This is a genomic window from Amycolatopsis sp. MJM2582 (assembly GCF_000754115.1).
Classification (GTDB): Bacteria; Actinomycetota; Actinomycetes; order Mycobacteriales; family Pseudonocardiaceae; genus Amycolatopsis; species Amycolatopsis japonica.
Window position 1 is genome coordinate 1,441,371 of sequence record NZ_JPLW01000001.1, and the last position, 18,869, is coordinate 1,460,239.

The 18,869-nt window shown below is 67.7% G+C and carries 20 protein-coding genes; 7 read left to right on the forward strand and 13 right to left on the reverse strand.

Annotated features, from left to right (window positions below):
* Positions 1–50 precede the first annotated feature (50 nt).
* Entirely contained in the window at positions 51–854 is an 804-nt protein-coding gene (locus ED92_RS07055) for an amino acid ABC transporter permease (RefSeq protein ID WP_037334379.1), read from the forward strand.
* Positions 851–1,606 carry an amino acid ABC transporter ATP-binding protein gene (locus ED92_RS07060; protein WP_037334383.1) on the forward strand — a complete coding sequence of 252 codons (756 nt, stop codon included), beginning with the start codon at positions 851–853 and terminating at the stop codon, positions 1,604–1,606. The genes ED92_RS07055 and ED92_RS07060 overlap by 4 nt, the downstream gene beginning before the upstream one ends.
* Here ED92_RS07060 and ED92_RS07065 read toward each other — a convergent pair.
* From ED92_RS07065 to ED92_RS43635, 6 genes are all read right to left on the reverse strand, one after another.
* Entirely contained in the window at positions 1,603–2,346 is a 744-nt protein-coding gene (locus ED92_RS07065) for an ESX secretion-associated protein EspG (protein WP_037334385.1), read from the reverse strand. The two genes, ED92_RS07060 and ED92_RS07065, sit on opposite strands and share 4 nt — an antisense overlap.
* A 1-nt stretch (position 2,347) precedes the next feature.
* Positions 2,348–3,556 carry a hypothetical protein gene (locus tag ED92_RS07070; protein WP_037334388.1) on the reverse strand — a complete coding sequence of 403 codons (1,209 nt, stop codon included), beginning with the start codon at positions 3,554–3,556 and terminating at the stop codon, positions 2,348–2,350.
* A 3-nt stretch (positions 3,557–3,559) separates the two neighbouring features.
* Positions 3,560–4,165 carry a DUF3558 domain-containing protein gene (locus tag ED92_RS07075; protein WP_037334391.1) on the reverse strand — a complete coding sequence of 202 codons (606 nt, stop codon included), beginning with the start codon at positions 4,163–4,165 and terminating at the stop codon, positions 3,560–3,562.
* Complete coding sequence (locus ED92_RS07080) at positions 4,165–4,671, reverse strand: PE domain-containing protein (protein WP_037334394.1); 507 nt, start codon at positions 4,669–4,671, stop codon at positions 4,165–4,167. The genes ED92_RS07075 and ED92_RS07080 overlap by 1 nt, the downstream gene beginning before the upstream one ends.
* Before the next feature lie 173 nt (positions 4,672–4,844).
* The gene (locus tag ED92_RS07085) at positions 4,845–5,393 is read right to left on the reverse strand and encodes a DUF3558 family protein (RefSeq protein WP_235213209.1); all 549 of its coding nucleotides are present in this window, start codon (positions 5,391–5,393) and stop codon (positions 4,845–4,847) included.
* Entirely contained in the window at positions 5,393–5,524 is a 132-nt protein-coding gene (locus ED92_RS43635; protein WP_255355305.1) for a hypothetical protein, read from the reverse strand. Before ED92_RS43635 ends, ED92_RS07085 begins: the two co-directional genes overlap by 1 nt.
* A 262-nt stretch (positions 5,525–5,786) precedes the next feature.
* On the opposite strand from ED92_RS43635, the gene ED92_RS07090 reads away from it, so the two are divergent.
* Positions 5,787–8,132, forward strand: coding sequence for a hypothetical protein (locus tag ED92_RS07090; RefSeq protein WP_037334397.1), 2,346 nt, complete (start codon positions 5,787–5,789; stop codon positions 8,130–8,132).
* A gap of 35 nt (positions 8,133–8,167) precedes the next feature.
* Entirely contained in the window at positions 8,168–8,629 is a 462-nt protein-coding gene (locus ED92_RS07095) for an SRPBCC family protein (RefSeq protein ID WP_037334400.1), read from the forward strand.
* 141 nt (positions 8,630–8,770) lie between these two features.
* Here ED92_RS07095 and ED92_RS07100 read toward each other — a convergent pair whose 3' ends face one another.
* A complete protein-coding gene (locus ED92_RS07100) occupies positions 8,771–9,340 on the reverse strand; it encodes a hypothetical protein (protein WP_037334403.1) in 570 nt (189 codons plus the stop codon).
* Positions 9,341–9,519: 179 nt separating this feature from the next.
* Here ED92_RS07100 and ED92_RS07105 point away from each other — a divergent pair, with 179 nt between their 5' ends.
* Genes ED92_RS07105 through ED92_RS07115 form a run of 3 tightly spaced genes read left to right on the forward strand, consistent with a single transcriptional unit; the run spans position 9,520 to position 13,537 of the window.
* Positions 9,520–11,328, forward strand: a complete 1,809-nt coding sequence (locus ED92_RS07105) for an NHL domain-containing thioredoxin family protein (protein ID WP_037334405.1) — start codon at positions 9,520–9,522, stop codon at positions 11,326–11,328.
* A gap of 40 nt (positions 11,329–11,368) precedes the next feature.
* A complete protein-coding gene (locus tag ED92_RS07110; RefSeq protein ID WP_007032412.1) occupies positions 11,369–11,662 on the forward strand; it encodes a co-chaperone GroES in 294 nt (97 codons plus the stop codon).
* Positions 11,663–11,692: 30 nt separating this feature from the next.
* Positions 11,693–13,537 (forward strand): VanW family protein, encoded by a 1,845-nt coding sequence (locus ED92_RS07115; protein WP_037334408.1) that lies wholly within the window; start codon positions 11,693–11,695, stop codon positions 13,535–13,537.
* 178 nt (positions 13,538–13,715) lie between these two features.
* Here the strand turns inward: ED92_RS07115 and ED92_RS07120 are convergent, their stop codons facing one another.
* The 6 genes from ED92_RS07120 to mug form a co-directional block, all read right to left on the reverse strand.
* The gene (locus tag ED92_RS07120) at positions 13,716–14,432 is read right to left on the reverse strand and encodes a leucine-rich repeat domain-containing protein (protein ID WP_037334411.1); all 717 of its coding nucleotides are present in this window, start codon (positions 14,430–14,432) and stop codon (positions 13,716–13,718) included.
* 22 nt (positions 14,433–14,454) lie between these two features.
* Entirely contained in the window at positions 14,455–14,748 is a 294-nt protein-coding gene (locus ED92_RS07125) for a GlsB/YeaQ/YmgE family stress response membrane protein (protein ID WP_037334414.1), read from the reverse strand.
* Positions 14,749–14,821: 73 nt separating this feature from the next.
* Positions 14,822–15,097, reverse strand: coding sequence for a GlsB/YeaQ/YmgE family stress response membrane protein (locus ED92_RS07130; RefSeq protein WP_037334416.1), 276 nt, complete (start codon positions 15,095–15,097; stop codon positions 14,822–14,824).
* A gap of 124 nt (positions 15,098–15,221) precedes the next feature.
* Complete coding sequence (locus tag ED92_RS07135; RefSeq protein ID WP_037334419.1) at positions 15,222–17,066, reverse strand: acyl-CoA dehydrogenase; 1,845 nt, start codon at positions 17,064–17,066, stop codon at positions 15,222–15,224.
* 149 nt (positions 17,067–17,215) lie between these two features.
* Positions 17,216–18,016 (reverse strand): response regulator transcription factor, encoded by an 801-nt coding sequence (locus ED92_RS07140; protein WP_037336170.1) that lies wholly within the window; start codon positions 18,014–18,016, stop codon positions 17,216–17,218.
* Positions 18,017–18,298: 282 nt separating this feature from the next.
* Positions 18,299–18,850 (reverse strand): G/U mismatch-specific DNA glycosylase, encoded by a 552-nt coding sequence (gene mug / locus ED92_RS07145; RefSeq protein WP_037334422.1) that lies wholly within the window; start codon positions 18,848–18,850, stop codon positions 18,299–18,301.
* Between the last annotated feature and the right edge of the window lie 19 nt (positions 18,851–18,869).

Below are 18,869 nucleotides of genomic sequence, written 5' to 3' on the forward strand. Positions count from 1 at the left end.
GTGCCCCGCGCACCGGCCACAGGTTTGTCGCCACCTGTTTGAGGAGAGAAATGGCTTTGAGCCGCCGCCAGCGACGTTCGGCGTTCCGGACCGGGCAATACGTCCTGCTGCTGGTGATCGTCATCGTGCTCGCGCTGCTGGCCGACTGGAGCAAGATCGGCAAGGCGTTCTTCGACCTCGAAGTCGCCGCCAAGCAGTTCCCGGACGTGATCACGGTCGCGCTGAAGAACACCGTCATCTTCACCGCGCTGGGCTTCGCGCTCGGCCTCGGGCTGGGCCTCGTGCTCGCCCTCATGAGACTTTCCTCGGTCGGCCCGTACCGCTGGTTCGCGCGCGGGTACATCGAGTTCTTCCGCGGTCTGCCCGCGCTGCTGATCTTCCTCGCCGTCGGCATCGGTGTGCCCACGGCGTTCAACACCCAGCTGCCGCGCAACGTCGCGATCATGCTGGCGCTGGGCATCGTGTCCTCGGCCTACATGGCGGAGACCATTCGCGCCGGTATCCAGGCGGTGCCGCGCGGCCAGATCGAGGCCGCGCGTTCGCTCGGCATGTCACCCGCCCGCACGATGATCACCATCGTGATCCCGCAGGCGTTCCGGATCATCCTGCCGCCGCTGGCCAACGAGCTGATCATGCTCACGAAGGACTCTTCGCTGGCGTTCCTGCTCGGCACCACCCCGGCGCAGCAGGAACTCGCGCAGTTCAGCCGTCAGGCGCTGCTGGAGGCCAAGGGCCTGACCCCGATCGTCGTCGCCGGTCTGTGCTACCTCGTCATCACCATTCCGCTGTCGATCCTGCAGCAGCGGCTAGAGAAGAAATACGGAGCCGGAGTGCCCGGCGGAGGAACGGTATGAGCACCCAGACGATCGTCGAAGTTTCGGGACTGCACAAGGCGTTCGGCGAGCTCGAGGTGCTCAAGGGCATCGACCTGGAGGTCCAGCGCGGCCAGGTCGTCTGCATCATCGGCCCGTCGGGTTCCGGCAAATCGACGCTGCTGCGCTGCGTCAACCTCCTCGAGGAACCGCAGCAGGGCAAGATCGTGGTCAACGGCAGCGAGATCACCGACCCGGACGTCGACATCGACGGCGCCCGCACGAAGATCGGCATGGTCTTCCAGTCGTTCAACCTCTTCTCGCACCTGAGCGTGCTCGAAAACCTCACCGTCGCTCAGCGCAAGGTGTTGAAGCGCGGCAAGGAAGAGGCGGAACGCGTCGCGCGGGAGAACCTCGCGAAGGTCGGGTTGGCGGAGAAGGAGTCTTCGCTGCCGACACAGCTTTCCGGCGGGCAGCAGCAGCGCGTCGCGATCGCCAGGGCGCTCTCGATGGATCCCGACGTCATGCTGTTCGACGAGCCGACGTCGGCGCTGGACCCGGAACTGGTCGGCGACGTCCTCGCGGTCATGCGGCAACTCGCGCAAGAGGGTATGACGATGCTCGTCGTCACGCACGAAATGCAGTTCGCGCGTGAAGTGGCCGACATCGTGCTGTTCATGGACGGTGGCGTCGTCGTCGAGCAGGGCGCGCCGGACCAGGTGATCGGGGACCCGCAGGAGGAGCGCACGAAGACGTTCCTCTCGCGGGTCCTGAACCCGAACCACCAGGGCTAGCGTCCGCGAAGCTGCGACTCCAGCTGGACGACCTTCGCGATGATTTCGTGCGGCCCGGCGCCCATGAGGCTCACCCAGCCCTTGGCGTCCGGGCCGAACACGACGCGGCCGTGTTCGGTGTCCATCCAGCCCGGCGGCCTTTCGACGCGTTTCCGGTTGCCGCCGCCGTCACGGATGGCGACGTAAAGCCTGCCGAAGAAGGTGTGCGGCGACCGGATCCATTGGAGGATCTTCTTGGCGTCGCGGATGCTCGGGCCGGAGCCGGTGAGCATTTCGCCCTTCATCAGGACCTGGAGATCGGCTTCCGAGCAGTTCAAGGACGGCGTGCGCGCGGCGGGTGCCTCGGGCAGCAGACCGGTGAAATCCTGCGCCAGCGTGTCCGGCCGTGTCGGTGTCAGGTAGACGACCTTGTCGACCAGAACGACGCTGACCGCTTCCCGGCCACTTCCCGCGGCGCGAACCGTCCGTTCACGTCCCTCGGACTTCACCCACGAGTAGTACTCCACGGCCGGCCGCTGCAGGAAACGCAGTGTGTCGAGGAATTCGTCGTCGATCTTGCCGCGTCTGAGCAGTCCTTGTCTGTCCAATTCGGACTGCGCGGTGGCGGCGAGCTCACGCCGTTCCTCGGGCAGATACCACTGCGCGCCGCGGACGAGCGTCGGATGGATGTCGCCGAGGTTGTGTTGGTCCAGCAGGGTTTCGTAGGTCTGAAGCGTCAGTTCGACGGGTTTCTGCAGCACGTTACGCGCCGATCACCGGCGGAACCGGCTTGTCACCGTCGTAACCACCGAAGAGGGAGTCGCCGTCCTCTTCCTGCAGCGTGATCTTGCGCTGGTGCTCCTCGTCTTCGCCGCCCTTGCCCTTGCCGGCGCCGCCACCCATGCCGCCGCCGCCCATACCCGGCGCGCCGGGACGACCCGCCGCCGCGGCACCGCCCGCCGGCGTACCGCGCATCGCGCTTTCACCGGGCATCGCGGCGCCGACGCCGCGACCGGGCCCCATGCTCCCTGGCCCGCCCGTCGACCCACCCGGCCCGAACCCGCCGCCGGGCCCGAAACCGCCACTGAAACCGCCCGATCCCGGCCCGAAGCCGTTGCCGCCACCGGGACCACCGGTGCCCGGCCCGCCGGGCCCGAAGCCGGGTTGGCGATAGTCGATCGGCTTCGCTTGGATCCGGTCGTTCGCCCGGGAAAGGTCGGTCTGGTCGTTCGGCCGCGGAGACGGGAGTGGCCGCGGCATCTGCGGCACCCGCGGCGCCGGTGGAACCTGCGGCGGCCTCGGCGCCTGATACCCCTCGGCCCCCGGAGGCGCGCTGTACGAACTCGGCCCACCGGTGTACCCACCGGGAGCACTGTGCCGCCCGGAGTCGCCCGGCCCGCCGCTGAACCCGCTGACCTTGGTCTGCCCGGGATCGATCGGATCCGGCGTGATCGGCCCCGCCGACACGTTCGGATCATGCGCGGCCGGATAGACCGGCGCGAGCGACTGCTGCCGCGGCTGGGTGCTCTGGTAGTACGGCTCGTAGATCTCGACGTTGTGCTTGGTGTCGGCGTCGAACTTCGCCGCCGCGATCTCGTCGTCACTCGCGCCGATGGAGAGGATGTCCTCGGGCCCGCTGTCCCCCGCGCGCTCCTTCTCGACCGGGCGGACATTGCCGCGCGTGTAATGGAAGGAGGCGTTCTGATCGAACATCGACTGGCGGGCGCGGTCCATGTTCTCGCCGGCGATCTTGGACGTCGCGATGAGCGGGGCGAGGCCTGCTGTTCCGGAGTCGGCGGCCTTGCCCTTCCAGAAGGCACTCAGGGCGGTTTGGCTCTTCTCCATGGCCGTGCTGATGCGCCCGTGGGTGTCCATCAAGCTATGAGATGCCTGCTGTGCCCTGTCCAGGGTCGCCGTGGTTTCGGGGTAGGTATTGAGCTTGGTGAAGATCTCCCAGCCACTGTAGGTCATGGCCTACGCCCCTTTGAGATTCTTGAGCGCTGCCTCAGCGACCTTGGTCGCCATCCCGCATGGGTCTGAAAAGGAAGGGTGGTCATCACTCAGGCGCGGGATAACGGTGTAGACGAGGTCGTTTCGGACACCGACGGCGAGAGTGCAGGTTCCCCTGCCTTCGCCACCGTTGGCGTAGATGACCGCTGGGTACCCGTTGACCGGATCGACCGGCTTGAAGGTGGTGAGGCCACCAGTCGCGTTCTGTGCGTACAAGGCGCTCAGGCCGTCCTTGTTCCCGGTGACGAGCCCCGCGCTGACGGTGTTCGGCGCTTCTTGGAAGATCCAAGCGCAGGAGTTGCCCATACTCAACTTCTCAAGATCGGTCCGCTTGACCTTGCCGCCGATGGATTCGATCACCGGGTTGGGGATCGCACTGCACGGGTCTGTCTCCACACCCGCGGTGTTGGTGATCGGATCGGCCACGGCCGGAGCTCCGTTAGAGGGCAGTCCGGTGGAGGAGGGTGCGCTCGTCGGTGTGGGTGTGCCGGACTTCTGATCGCTGCAGCCACCGAGCAAGGCAACCGAGGCCAACGTCGCGAGGGTGATGAAGGCAGCTGTGGGTCGCATCAGTCGACTTTTCCAATCTGGCGGAGCGCGTCGATCGCCGCCTGGTCCTGTGCTTGATAGGCGGTCCGGATCTGCTTAAGAGTCCTGACATAGGACGTGGTGTAGTCCTGAGCACCCTTGAGAAATGCTTGGTAGGCAGCGCCAGATGCGTTGGCGGCTGTCGTGTAGCCCTGGCTGCCGACCTCATCGCCGGGCGGTTTGATCTGCGTCAGCCAGGTGGCTTCGTTCTGTGCCAGGCGGAAGTCGGTGTCGATGCAGTCCTCGAGCGACTTGATCACGTGGTCCATCGCCACCGGATCGAACTCCCAGCCCCCGTTCGCCGAGGCGGCCGCGAAGTCGGCCTTCGCCTGGCCGCTACCCAGTTCGGTGTAGTTCGGCGGCGGACCAGGCGGTGGCGGTGCCGCGGCGGCGCCCTGAATCAACCCCGAGCCCGGCGGCGGGGCCTGCTGCGGTGTCGTGTTGAGCTGGTTGTAGACCCCCTGAGGGCCACTTCCCGGTCCTGTCATGTCGTGCCTCCCCGCACGGGCCGCGATGGGGCGCGACCTACCCGTAGTTCCCTACCGACTCCAACCGGTGACGATAGCAGCAGGTAAAGCGTTGATCAGCCCCTTCGCGGAAGATCACCATCGAAAGGTGGGACGAACCAGTGTGTTTTGCCGTGGAAAGCCGGTTTGCCTGATCAGGACTTCTTGAGGTTCTTGATCGCCGCCGCGGCCACCTTGACCGCCAGGCCGCAGGGGTCCGAATAGGACGGGCGCTCGCTGGAAAGCCGCGGGGTCAAGTTGTAGACGAGGTCGTCCCGAACACCGACGGTGAGAGTGCGGTTTCCCTTGCCTTCGCCCCCGTTGGCATATACGACGGCGGGGTATCCCTCTATCGGATCCACTGGCTTGAAGGTCGTGAGGCTTCCCGAAGCGTGCTGCGTGTAGAGGGCGCCTAGTCCGTCTTTGTTGCCGAAGACCCAGGTGCAAGCCGCGCCCGAGGTCGTGTCCTCGGCACGTGTCCGCTTGACCTTCCCAGCGATGGCTTCGATCTCCGCGGCGGGAATAGCAGCGCACGGGTCTGATTCGACCGCCGAGGTGTTCGTGATCGGATCTGTCACGGCAGGAGCTCCGGCGGATGGAGGTTTGATCGAGGGCGGGGTGTCGGCATTCTCGTCGCCGCAGCCTCCGAGCGACGCGATCGATGCCAGTGTCGCCGAGGTCAGGAACATGGCGGTGGATCGCATCAGGCGGTCTTCCCGATCCGCAGGAGGGCGTCGAGGACGATCTGTTCTTGACTTCGATGGGCGGTGCGGATCTGCTTCGAGGTCCCGAAGTCGGCCTCGGCGTAATCACCTGCGCTTCCCGGTCGTGTCATGGTTTCTCCCAACGGCCGCGACCAACTTGTTGTCCACCGCCGACTCCGGTGAGTGACCGTAGCAGCGAACCGCGCAACCGGCGGCGAATCCGCCCAAGATCACCACCGCCGCCGCAAACGGCCTGTTCCAGCACCCGAGTCGGCCGTTCTGCCGTCGCGATCCCGTGGCAGGTTCCGGTCCACTGTCCCGGGCCACTTGCGAACCCCGTGCGTGATCGGCTTCGCTGGGGGCCGAGGAACGACGGGGGAGGGAAGCGAAACCATGCCGGGTTTTCGGCGCAACAACGGGCCGCGCGATCCGGGGGAAGGTGACCAGAACGGCGACACGTCCTTGCCGCCGCTCGACCCGTTCGACCCGAACCCCGACAAGCGGTACGAGGTCCCGGCGTCCGAGCTGATGAAGCCGGGGACGACGGGGCTGCTCCGGTGGCGCCGCCAGGCGACCAACGCGCCGATCGTGCAGGTCGAGGACGCGTACATCACCGGGACGCTCGATCTGCGCGCCGCCGACATCAAGTATCTGTTCCGCTTCGAGCGGTGCCGGTTCGAGCATCCGCCGGACGTCCGCGAGGCGCATCTGCTCGGGCTCGTGTTCCGCAAGTGCTGGCTGCCCGGGCTCAAGGCGCGCAACCTCCGCACCCGCAACGACGTCCGCCTCATCCGCAGTGTCGTGCACGTCGACGCCGAGCACGAGATCGAGGAGACCACGGTCCAGCGCGGCGACGATCGCGAGCGCGGGATGCCGAACGCGGCGGTCAATCTCACCGACGCGGTCATCGAGGGTTCGGTCGTGCTGACCCGCACGGTGATCACGCATCCTCGCGGAAAGGCGATCCAGGCCGACCGGGTCAACATCGTCGGCGCGCTACTGGCGTATCGGTTGGTGGCCAACGGAGAAGTCCGCATCCCGGGTATGCGGGCCGGCGGTAACGTCAACTTCTCCGGAGCGACGCTGAACAACCGGGACGGCTTCGCGCTCAACGGCAACGGCATCCACATCGGCGGCAGTCTGCTGTGCGAGGTGGACAACTACGGGCCCGCCGCGCAGCGGAAACGCTTCTCCGCCAGCGGGATCATGTACCTGCCGAGTGCCACTGTGGACAGTGACATCATCCTGCGCGAGGCCAAGCTCTCGGTGAACCAGTCCGGGCCGATCGTCGTCGACGCGTGGAAATCGAACGATCCGTACATCGATCCTCGGCCCGCGTTGGTCGCCGATCGCTCGACGGTCAACGGGAACCTCGAGCTTAGCGACGGCATGCAGGCCACCGGGACGCTGCGGATGGTCAACGCCCGCATCGGCGGTTCGCTGCGGTTGGCGGGCGCCGAGGTCCAGGTCGTCCGCGGGCAGAGCATTCCCTACTACGACCGCGCGATCCATCTCGACGGGACCACCATCGGCGGCGATCTCGAGGCGACGAGCCTGCGGGTGCCGTCCGGTCAGTTGCGCATGGCCGACATCACCGTCGGTGGCAACGTGCTGGCGTGGAACTCGATGTTCCTGCACCCGCGCCGCGACGTCTTTTCCGCGCGGCGCGCGAAGATCGCGGGCAACTTCCAGCTCACGGACGCGACCGTCCAGGGCACCTTGCGCTTGCAGGGTGCCGAGATCGGCGGCAGCGTGAACCTTTTCGGCACGAGCCTGACCGAGCCCGGCGCGCGCACGCGGACCAGCTACTCGCTGGACGTCCGCACCGCGCGGATCGGCCGGGATCTGATCCTCACCGAGAACAAGGAGCGCCCGTTCGTCGCGCAGGGTGGGGTCAACCTCGACGGCGCGCAGATCGCACGACGCGTCGACTTCCGCGGTGCGCGGCTCGGTTCCCTGCCACAGCACGGGATCGCGCTCGACGGCAGTGACGTGTCGGCCGACGAATTCCTGCTCACGCCCGCCGTGCCGCCGGACGGCCGGATCGTGCTGCGCCGGGCGCATTGCGGCACGCTGGGCGACAACGAGGCGTTCTGGGCGTCGGCGACGGGGATCGAGCTGGAGGATTTCCGTTACGACGCACTGCAAGAGGACATCGCACTCGACGACGACCGGGCGATCGACCATCGGATCGTGTTGCTGCGCAAAGCGATGGACGGTTACCGCCCGGGCCCCTACGACCAGCTGGCGGCGACGCTGCGCGCGTCCGGTAATGAAGAGCACGCATCCACGGTGCTGTTGAAGAAACAGCAGTTCCGGTACGAGGCGCTCGCGAAGGGCTTCAAGTTCTTCGGGCCCGGCGTGCACGTGTGGAGCTGGTTGCAGCGGTCGATGGTCGGCTACGGCTTCCGTCCGGTGCGTGCGCTCGGCTGGCTGTTGACGTTGTTGGTGCTGGGCAGTCTGTGGTTCGGGTTCGGGGTCGACGACTGCGTCACCAAACCCAATCTCACGGTGAGCGGGCCGCGCTGCCTGGTCAACCAGGACGACACCGGACTGCAGTGGAATCCGGTGCTGTACACGATCGACCTGCTGGTCCCGATCGTCGACTTCGGCAACAAGTCGCGCTGGTACATGCACGGCATGGACAACTGGGTCGCGGCCGGGTTCACCGCGTCGGGCTGGGTGCTGGCGACGACGGTCGCGGCCGGGATCAGTCGCATGCTCCGCCGGGACAACTGAGGGTATTTCACATACCCTCAGTACGGAGGTATGTCATGACGGAGCCCAGCGCCACCGGAAAGATCGCGATCGCCGCACCGCCCGAGAAGGTGTATTCACTGGTCAGTGACCCGGGTGCGCTCGCGGGCATGGCCGAGGAGTACGAGGGACACCGCTGGGTGGGAGCCGCGGGGGCGGCTGTCGGCGCCAAGTTCCGCGGCCGGAACCGCCGCGGTCTCCGTCGTTGGAGCACGCTCTCGACGATCACGGACGCCGATGAGGGCAAGCGGTTCGCGTTCGAGGTGACCACCGTCGCCGGGCTTCCCGTCGCGCGCTGGCAGTACGACATCGAGGCGTCGGGCGACGGTTGCGTGGCCGTCGAGAGCACGTGGGACCGGCGGCCGGGCTGGTTGCGCGGGCCGACGTCGCTGTTCACGGGGGTCTGGAAGCGGGACGACGCCAACCGGGCGAACATCGCCGCGACGCTGGCCCGGCTGAAGGCCGCCGCCGAGTCCTGACCCATACCACGGCCGGTGCCGGATCACCGAAAAGAGCAAGGGACCTTTGCTACCACTTGGGGCACATGTGGTGACACCCGACGCTCAACGCCACCACATGTAGCGGCCCCACTCCACAAACTCAAGTCATGAACGGACCGTTCATTCGACGAACCGCGACCAGAACTCGACGCGCCGCGGCCCGCCCTCCGGCGGCGGGCCCAGCGGCCGGCCGCAGAAGTCGTGCTGCAGGTATCCCCGCAGGTCGTAGCCGTAATAGACGATGTCGGTCTGATACACCGACAGCACCGGATAGCCCGTGCTCCCGGCGATCCCGGGCAGATACCGGTGCCCGCAGACGGGTACCAGCTGCGGCGCGAGCGCCAGGTGTGATCGCGCCCGTGAAAGCGCGTCGGCGAGGTCGATCGGGCGCATGCCCCAGTCCGGCAGCCAGAAGCCGTTGTGTTCGACGTCGTAAAGCACCCCGTCGACCGGCCAGTCTAGGCGTTTTCGCAGTTGATCGGGGTTGCCGCAGCGCCAGTCCGGCCAGCGGTCGCCGATCGGCACCCCGGCGGACAGGAACGTCCGGTGGTCGGCGGCGAACCGGAAGCCGAAGCGGGCTTCGACGTCGTCGAGCTCGGCCTCGCTCAACCCGGGACGCACGGGTTCGGCCAAGCTCGCCTGGAGGTCGTGTGCCTCCTCGATGGTGAAGGCGTGCTCAACAGTGGACATGTGTTCGAGCCTAAATTGCGCAACGCGAAGGCGCCTTCCCTTTTAACACCACTCCCTCATCACCCACATGGGCCTCCTCCCGAGGGGTGAGCTCGCCCTCTCAACGCCTGGACCTCGGAACAGCACGGCCACGCGTGTAGTTCACTCATGTCGTGACTTCCCCACGAACGCAGTCCCGTGTGCGTGCCCCCGAGCTCGCCGGTGACGGGTGGCTCAACACCGGCGGCGAGCGGATCACGCTCGCCGGGCTGCGCGGCCGCGTCGTCCTGCTGGACTTCTGGACCAGCGGCTGCATCAACTGCCTGCACGTGCTGGACGAGCTGCGCCCGCTGGAGGCCGAGTTCGCCGACGTCCTGGTGACCATCGGCGTGCATTCGCCCAAGTTCCTGCACGAGGGCGAGGCGGCCGCGATCGAGGCCGCCGTGCGCCGTTACGAGGTGCACCACCCGGTCCTCAACGACCCGAAGATGACCACCTGGTCGCAATACGCGGTCAAGGCGTGGCCGACGTTGGTCGTAGTCGACCCCGAGGGTTACGTCGTCCACGTCGCCGCCGGCGAGGGGCACGCCGAGGCGCTGCGCCGGGTGATCGCCGACCTCGTCGCGACCCACGAGGCCAAGGGCACGCTCCGCCGCGGCGGCAGCCCGTACGTCCCGGCCGAGGAGCAGCGCACCGAGCTGCGGTTCCCGAGCAAGGCCGTCACCACCGCCGAAGGCCGCATCCTGGTCGCCGACATGGGCAACCACTCCATCGTCGAGTTCGCCTCCGACGGCGAGACGATCATCCGCCGCTTCGGCAGCGGTGAGCGCGGCGCGCAGGACGGCCCCTTCGACCTGGCGAGCTTCACCGAGCCGTCCGGGATCACCCTCTTGCCGTACGAGGTCGCCGAGCGCGCGGGTTATCACGCCGTCGTCGCCGACACGGCCGGTCACCGGCTACGCGGTATCGATCTGATCACCGGCGAGGTCTCCACGGTCGCCGGCACCGGCCGCCAGTGGCGCGACGGCGTCGACACCGGCAAGGCGCTCGACATCGACCTCACGAGCCCCTGGGACGTCGCCTGGTGGGGTCCCGCGGGCGGCGTCGTGGTCGCCATGGCGGGCAACCACACGCTGAGCGTGTTCGAGCCGGTCTCGGGCACCATCCGCCGCTTCGCGGGCACGACCGTCGAGGGCCTGCGTGACGGCGACGTTCACGAAGCGTTCTTCGCACAGACGTCCGGCCTGACGCCCCACGGGCAGAAGCTGTGGCTGGCGGACGCGGAGACGTCGGCGTTGCGCTGGATCCAGCCCGAGGGCGAGACGTTCACCGTGCACACCGCGGTCGGCGTCGACCTGTTCTCCTTCGGTCACGTCGACGGACCCGCCGACAAGGCGCTGCTGCAGCATCCGCTCGGCCTCGCGGTGCTGCCCGGCGACACCGTCGCGATCGCCGACACCTACAACGGCGCCATCCGCCGCTACGACCCGCTCACCCGCCAGGTGACCACGCTCGCGACCGGACTCGCGGAACCGTCCGGACTGCTGATGCACGACGGCGAACTGCTGGTCGTCGAGTCGGCGGGCGGCCGGATCGGGCCGGTGCCGCTCGGGGAGCAGGCCGTGGCCGGGGACGCGCACGCGGTCCGCCGTCCGCCGACCGTGCTCGCGCCGGGTGAGCTGGAGTTCTCCGTCGTCTTCACCCCGCCGCCCGGCGAGAAGCTCGACGACCGGTTCGGCCCGTCGACGCGGCTGGAGATCAGCGCGTCGCCGCCGGAACTGCTCGCCGACGGCGCCGGAGTGGGCACGGACCTGTTCCGCAAGCTCCGCTTCGCCGAGGGCGTCACCGGAGGGGTGCTGCAGGTCGTCGCGCAGGCGGCGAGCTGTGACGACGGCGGCGAGCATCCCGCCTGCCGCATCACCCGCCAGGACTGGGGTGTGCCGGTGCGGTTCGAAACCGGCGGAGAAAGCGTGCTGAGCCTGGTCATGGCGGGCGACCCGGGTAAGTAGAGTCGTACCTGTGTCAGATCGGCCGAAACTCGAGATTCAGATGCTGCAGGACAGGGTGCTCGTGAAGCTGTCCCCCGAGGACGGGGAGCGCCGAAGTTCGGGCGGCATCGTCATCCCCGCCACGGCGCAGGTGGCGCGGCGGCTCGCGTGGGGTGATGTACTGGGCGTGGGCAACAGTGTGCGGAACGTCAAGACCGGCGATCGCGTGCTGTTCAACCCGGACGACCAGCACGAGGTCGAGATCCAGGGCGAGGGGCACCTGGTGATGCGGGAACGCGACATCCACGCCGTGGCGACCGAACGGACCGAACACGGCACGGGGTTGTACCTGTAACTCGAGCCACGGGAGGGGTGGTGAGGGGCGGTGCGCGAAGACCATGACGAGCCGGGCGCCGACCTGTTCACCGAAGATCTCCTCTCGGCCCCGGAAACCGACGAGGGCCTGGTAGACGAGCTCTTCGAGGGCGACAGGGTGGTGCATCCGCCGCCGACGCCCGCGTCGAAGTTCCGCAAGGGCCTCGGCAAGGCCCTCATGGTCACCGGCGTGCTCATGGGCCTGTTCGTGCTCCTGTACGCGGTCGACCTGATCGTCAGCGCCGGTGACGTCCCGCGCGGCGTCACGGTCGCGGGGATCGACGTCGGCGGTCTCACGCACAAGGAGGCCGAGTCGAAGCTTCGCCGTGAGCTGGAGCCGAGGCTGATCGAGCCGGTCCGGGTGCGGGCGGGTGACGTCCGCACGGTGCTGTACCCGACGTCGTCCGGCCTCGGCCTGGACTGGCCGCAGACACTGGGCCGCGCCGGTCACCAGCCACTGAGCCCGTATACGCGGCTGATGTCGTTCTTCACCAGCCGCGAGGTCGGCGTCGTCACCTGGACCGACGCGCCGAAGCTCGAAAAGGCCGTCTCGGACCTCGCCGCCACGAAGCTGAACCGTCCGCCGGTCGAAGGGAACATCACCTTCCAGCCGGTCGCGGGGACCGACGGCGGTGTCGTCCCGGCCGCGGTCGAACCGCGGAACGGGCAGACCCTCGCCGACCTCAAGGAGGCCGTCACCGCGGTCACCGAGGGCTGGCTGAGCGACAACGGTGTCGAGTTCAAGGTGAACGTCGCGCCCGTGAAGGCGACCTCGCCGGGGGTGCACGCGGCGCTCGTCAAGATCGTCGTCCCGGCCGTCGCGAAGCCACTGGTCATCCGCGGCGAGGGCAAGGACGCGACGCTGAAACCGGACGTGATCGCGGGGTCCTTCCAGTTCGCCCCGCGCGACGACGGCAACCTGGAAGTCCGTATCGACCAGGGCAAACTGCGGGCGGTGGCGCAGCCGCAGCTCAAGGAGACCGAGACCGACGGGGCGGACGCGCAGATCGTCTTCGTCGGCGACAGGCCGGCGGTCCAGCCGTCGAAGGACGCGCGAAAGGTCAACTGGGACCTCACGTTCTCCTCGCTGACCTCGACGCTCGCCAAGAGCGAAGAGCGGGAGCTGAAAGCGGTCTACGACGCCAGCAGCCCGGCCGTCAGCACCGAGGCGGCGAACGTCCTCGGCATCAACGAGGTCATCGGCGAGTTCACCACGTCGGGTTTGAGCGGGTCGGCGATGACGAACGTGCAGACGCTGGCCGCCAGGGTCTCCGGCGCCATCGTGAAGCCGAACGAGCGGTTCAGTCTCGGCGCGCGGTCCGGGGCGAGGACGGCGGACGCGGGCTACGTGCCCGCCCCGGTGAACGAGGACGGCACCGGGCCGGTCGTGGTCGGCGGCGGCGTCTCGCAGCTCGCGACCACGCTCTACAACGCCGCGTACCTGGCGGGCCTCGCCGACGGCGGCCATCTGGAGCACGACAACTACCTGGACCGGTATCCCGTCGCGCGCGACGCCAAGGCGATCAACACCGACGGCTCGCCGGTCGAGCTGCAGATCGTCAACGACGCCCCGACCGGGATCGCGCTCCAGGTGATCCCCGCGAACGGCTCGGTGACGGTGCGGATCTGGGGTACGAAACGGTTTTCGGTGCAGAGCGTCGCCGGCGAGCGGCACTCGTACGTCCCCCAGCCGGTGCAGATGGGCTCGGGGCCCGGCTGCGTCCCGGATCCCGGCGCGGCCGGGTTCAGCACCTCGGACACCCGCGTGCTCGTCGACGTCGTCACCGGTACGGAGGTCCGCCGGGAGACCCGTAACGCGACCTACTCGCCGAGGACCGCGATCATCTGCGCCTGAGTGCCTATAGGTGAACCCGCCTCCGCGATCGACGTCGGCAGGGCGCCGCCTGGTCTTCCCCGTCACGATGGCGGATCAGGCGCCCTGCCACCGCGATAGCGGGGCCTTCGGCCAGGGCGGGTTCACGCGTTCGGCCACTTTCGGAGTGCGTCATCAGCTCCGCCAACGGGCCTGAGCTTCACCGCAGCACCATGCAGCCTCGCGCCTCGAAGTCCGCGAGCCACGGAGGTTCGCGCAGCTCCTTGTTCCACCGCAGATCCAGTTTGTCCAATTTGGACAGCCGCGTGATGGACTCCGGCAGCGAGGTGAGCCGGTTCTCCCGCAGGTCGAGCTGACGCAGCTCGCTCAGATCCCCGATGGAGGACGGCAACGAAGTCAGCAGGTTCTTCCGCAGATGCAGCTCGCGTAACGCGGAAAGCGTCCCCATCGATTCCGGGATCCCGGTCAAGCCGTTGCCGTACAAGCGGAATTCGCGCAGCGACGTCAGGCCGGAAAGATCCTCCGGAAGGGTGGGGATGCGATTGTCCGTGCACCCCAGGTATTTCAGCCGTCCGAGCGAACACAGCGCGGCGGGGAACTCGGTCAACCGGTTGTCGCTCACGTAGAGGTATTCGGTCAGTCCGGAAAGCTCGCCGAGTTCGTCCGGCAGGACGGAAAGTTCGTTGTGCCCCAGATCCAGTGTGTGCAGATTCCGCAAGGCGCCGATGGCGGACGAGACGGAGGTCAGCCGGTTGGTGGCCAGATTCAGCACGCGGAGTCCGGAAAGCGACCACAGCTCGTCGGGAACGGACGTGAGCCGGTTGTCGTACAGATCCAGGTACTCCAGCGTCGCGGGGAGGGAGATGCCGGACAGGGAGGTCAGCCCCTGGCCACCGAGTTCGAGTCGAGTGGTCACAGGGGCCGACCGTAGTCCTGGGTCAGGTCGCGGCGCGATGCCCGCCCTTGACCTTGGCGTAGATCGCGGCCGCGGCGATGACGCCGACGATGGCCGCGCCGACCTGGAAGGCGTGCCGGATCCAGTCGATGCCCGCGGTGTCGCGGACGCCGAACACGCCGGCCAGCCAGTTGCCGATGAACGCGGCGACGATGCCGACGACGATCGTCAGCCACATCGGGATCTTCTGATCGCCGGGCGCGATCATCCGGCCGATGACGCCGAGGATCAGCCCGACCACGATCGTGGTGATGATGCCCCAAAGGCCACCCAACATGGTCCCTCCTTCGCTGGAGAATCGAGTGAACCCACGGTGACACCGAAACCGGCTCGTCGCGCCTCAAGACCCCTTACCGGGTGACACCGCGGCGTCCGTAGAGGTTGGCGGCCAGCGTGACCCCGATCCCGGCGATGACGATCTGGGTGATGAGTTCGAGCCAGTCGAAACCCTTCGTGTCCGCGTAGCCGAGCCCGCGGGCGATCGCCGTGCCGACGAAGGCGGCGACGATACCGACGACGATGGTCAGCCAGATCGGGATGGACTGCTTGCCGGGGGCGAAGAACCTGCCGAGCACCCCGAGGATCAGGCCGACCACGATCGCCGTGATGATGCCGGTGACTGTCATTGAGACTCCTTTGCCGAGGTCTCCGCCAACGGGCGGACTCAGCACGGAAATTCCCCCGGAAAACCCCCTCGAAACCACGAAGAGCCCCCTCCGGACCGGAAAGGGCTCTTCGTCACGAAACCGTTTAGAACGCGGCTTCGGGGATCTCCATGAGGCTGTTGTCCGCAGCCTCGACGATCGCGCGACGCGACGTCAGCTCAGGCAGCACGTTCTTCGCGAAGAACGACGCCACGGCGAGCTTGCCCTCGTAGAACGGGACGTCCTTCGCCGACGCGCCCGCGTCGAGCTTGCCGATGGCGACCTCGGCGTGCTTGATGAGCTGCCAGCCGATGAGCAGGTCGCCGACCGACATCAGCAGGCGGACCGTGTGCTGGCCGACCTTGTTGATGTTCTGCGGGTCTTCCTGCGACGAGGTCAGGTAGCCGATCAGCGAGCCGAGCATGCCCTGGGTGTCCTCGAGCGCCTGCTTGAGCAGACCGCGCTCGTTCTTGAGCCGCCCGTTGCCGATCTCCGACTCGATGGTCTTCGTGATCTCCCCGGCGACGTAGGCCAGCGAAGCGCCCTTGTCGCGGACGATCTTGCGGAAGAAGAAGTCCAGCGACTGGATGGCCGTGGTGCCTTCGTACAGCGAGTCGATCTTCGCGTCACGGATGTACTGCTCGATCGGGTAGTCCTGCAGGAAGCCCGACCCGCCGAGGGTCTGCAGCGACTGCACGAGCTGCTCGGTCGCGCGCTCGGACCCGACGCCCTTGACGATCGGCAGCAGCAGGTCGTTGACGCCGTGTGCGACCTTCTGCGAAGCCTCGTCGCCCTCGCCGGTCCACACCTGGTCCTGGAAGGTCGCGGTGTAGAGGTACACCGCGCGCAGGCCCTCGGCGTACGCCTTCTGCAGCATCAGCGAGCGGCGGACGTCCGGGTGGTGGGTGATGGTGACGCGCGGCGCCGCCTTGTTCAGCATGTTCGGCAGGTCCGCGCCCTGGACGCGCTCCTTGGCGTACTCGAGCGCGTTGAGATAGCCGGTCGACAGCGTCGCGATGGCCTTCGTGCCGACCATCATGCGGGCGTACTCGATGACCTGGAACATCTGCGCGATGCCGTCGTGCACCTCGCCGAGCAGCCAGCCCTTGGCGGGGGTGCCGTGCTGGCCGAAGGTCAGCTCGCAGGTGGTGGAGGCCTTGATGCCCATCTTGTGCTCGACGTTGGTGACGAAGGCGCCGTTGCGCTCGCCCAGCTCACCCGTCTCGCCGTCGAAGTGGAACTTCGGCACGAGGAAGAGCGAAAGGCCCTTGGTGCCGGGCTTGGTCTCGATGCCGGGGCCCTCGGGACGGGCCAGCACCAGGTGCATGATGTTCTCGACCATGTCGTTCTCGGCCGAGGTGATGAACCGCTTCACGCCGTCGATGTGCCAGGAGCCGTCCTCCTGCTTGACGGCCTTGGCGCGGCCGGCGCCGACGTCGGAACCGGCGTCGGGCTCGGTGAGGACCATGGTGGCGCCCCAGCCGCGGTCGATCATGATCTGCGCCCAGCGCTTCTGCTCGTCGGTGCCGTTCTTGTCGACGATGCCGGCGAAGTTCGGGCCCGCCATGTACATGAACAGCGGCGCGTTGGCACCGAGGATGAGCTCGGCCGCGGCCCACTGCACGGTCGGGGGCAGGCCGAAGCCGCCCAGCTCGTTCGGCAGGCCCAGCCGCCACCATTCGCCGTCCATCAGCGCCTGGTAGCTCTTCTTGAACGACTCGGGGATCTTCACCGAGAAGGTCTTCGGGTCGTACACCGGCGGGTTGCGGTCCGCGTCGGCGTACGAGTCGGCGAGGGGACCGGAAGCGAGCTTGTTCAGCTCGGTCAGCACGCCGCGGGCGGTCTCCTCGTCGGATTCCGCGAGGACGCCCTTGCCGAGGCGGTCCTGCACGCCGAGGACCTCGAAGAGGTTGAACTCCAGGTCTCGGACGTTGCTCTTGTAGTGGCCCATTTCGTCACTCCAATGTGTTCGGCTCCCCGGCCGGGCACACGTCCCTACTCGCCGGTAACATCAGGATATTACCTGTGGGTAACCGGCGGCAAGTGAATGGCCACTGTTGTGATGTGTAAATCAGCAATTCGGGGGGCCTGGGTGCTGGTTCATCGGGGTGACGGCGCGATCGAAGCCGCGGCGGCCGGCTCGACCGGGGTGTGCGCGTCGTCGGGGTTCGCCACCAGGATGCCGGAGCGGAACGCGATCGTCACGGCGTGCGTGCGATCGCGGGCCGAAAGCTTGCGCAAGATGCTCTTGACGTGCGTCCGCACGGTTTCGACGGACAGGAACAGGATCTTCGCGATCCCGGAGTTCTCCAGCCCCTCGGCCACCAGTTGCAGGACCTGGTACTCGCGGCGGGACAGCGGCATCAGGCCGCGCGCGGTCGCCGGCTTGGGGGCGTCGCCCGGTTTCGGAAGCACGGGCTGGCGCTTCGGCCGCGCCGTCAGCGCGGCCAGCGTCGGATCGATGTAGCGGCGGTCGCTGTGCGCGCGCCGGATCGCCTCGGCCAGGTGCCGTCCGTCGGTCGCCCTCGGCACGATCGCGTGCACGCCCGCCGCGATCGCCGCGGCGAGGTACTGCTGGGTGCGGTTGGTGTCCCTGATCATCGTGATGATGACCAGCGCCGGGTCGCCGCCGCTGAGCAGCCGGGACAGATGGCAGTTCGGGTCGAGCGCGGAATCCAGCACGATGACGTCCGGTTTGAGCTGTTCGCACAGCTGGAGCGCGGCATGATGGCTCGCCGCGTGGCCGAGCCACGTCAGTCCCGGCGTGCGGTGGACCAGCGAGCTCAACCCCTCGCAGAAGATCGGGATCGGATCGACGGCGGCCACGCCGAGTCCGCGGCCGCCTGGCGACAGTCCGCCAGGCCTGCCGGCCTGCGTTCGGTTCGGCTCGATGCTTCGCATCACGGACCCCTCCGTTTTCGTGCCCGCCATCTCCGGACGAGAGGACTCGGAAGTCCATTCGGTGACCACTGCCCCCCGGCGTGGTCACCCTCGTCAACCGGTCCCCCCTGCGGGACCGGACAGAGATGACACCTCGTAACTATTACGAGTCGGTAGGTCGGAGCACGTGACGCGATATCCCCCTCATAGATGTATCGCTTCGTCGCAGCAAACTCTGCGTATCAGCTGGTTGTGGATCTCTTGCTCGAATGAGCGCGCCGGCGGGAGATCCTGACCCGTTCACTACTCAGAGTGGACTTCGGCCCGAAGGCGCCCGAACTCGTCCCCGAGCGCCGCGGGCGTCCAGTGCGCGTTCAGCCCGCTCGGATTCGGCAGTACCCAGACCCGCGCTCCGCCGATCTCGGTGTCTTGCGGGCCGATCTTCGCCTTCGGCAGGCCGAACGCCGTCCGGTAGGCCGTGATCCCGACCACCGCGAGCCAGCGTGGGCGGAATTCGGCGACCCTCGCCGTGAGCAGGCGGCCGCCTTCCCGGAACTCATCCGGCGTCAGCTCGTCGGCCCGCGCTGTCGTCCGCGCGACGACGTTGGTGATGCCGAGACCGAGGCCGAGCAGTTCCTCCTGCTCACTGGGGTCGAACAGACGCGGGGTGAAGCCGCCGCGGTGCAGCGCGGGCCAGAACCGGTTCCCCGGCCGCGCGAAGTGCAGGCCGAGGGCGCCCGAGTAGAGGCCGGGGTTGATCCCGCAGAACAACACGTCCAGATCGGGCGCGATGACGTCGTCGATGGTCTTGCCGTAGGCGGCGGCCAGCTCGTCCTTGGTCGGTTTGGTCCTCACCGGGCCAGTTTCCGGCACG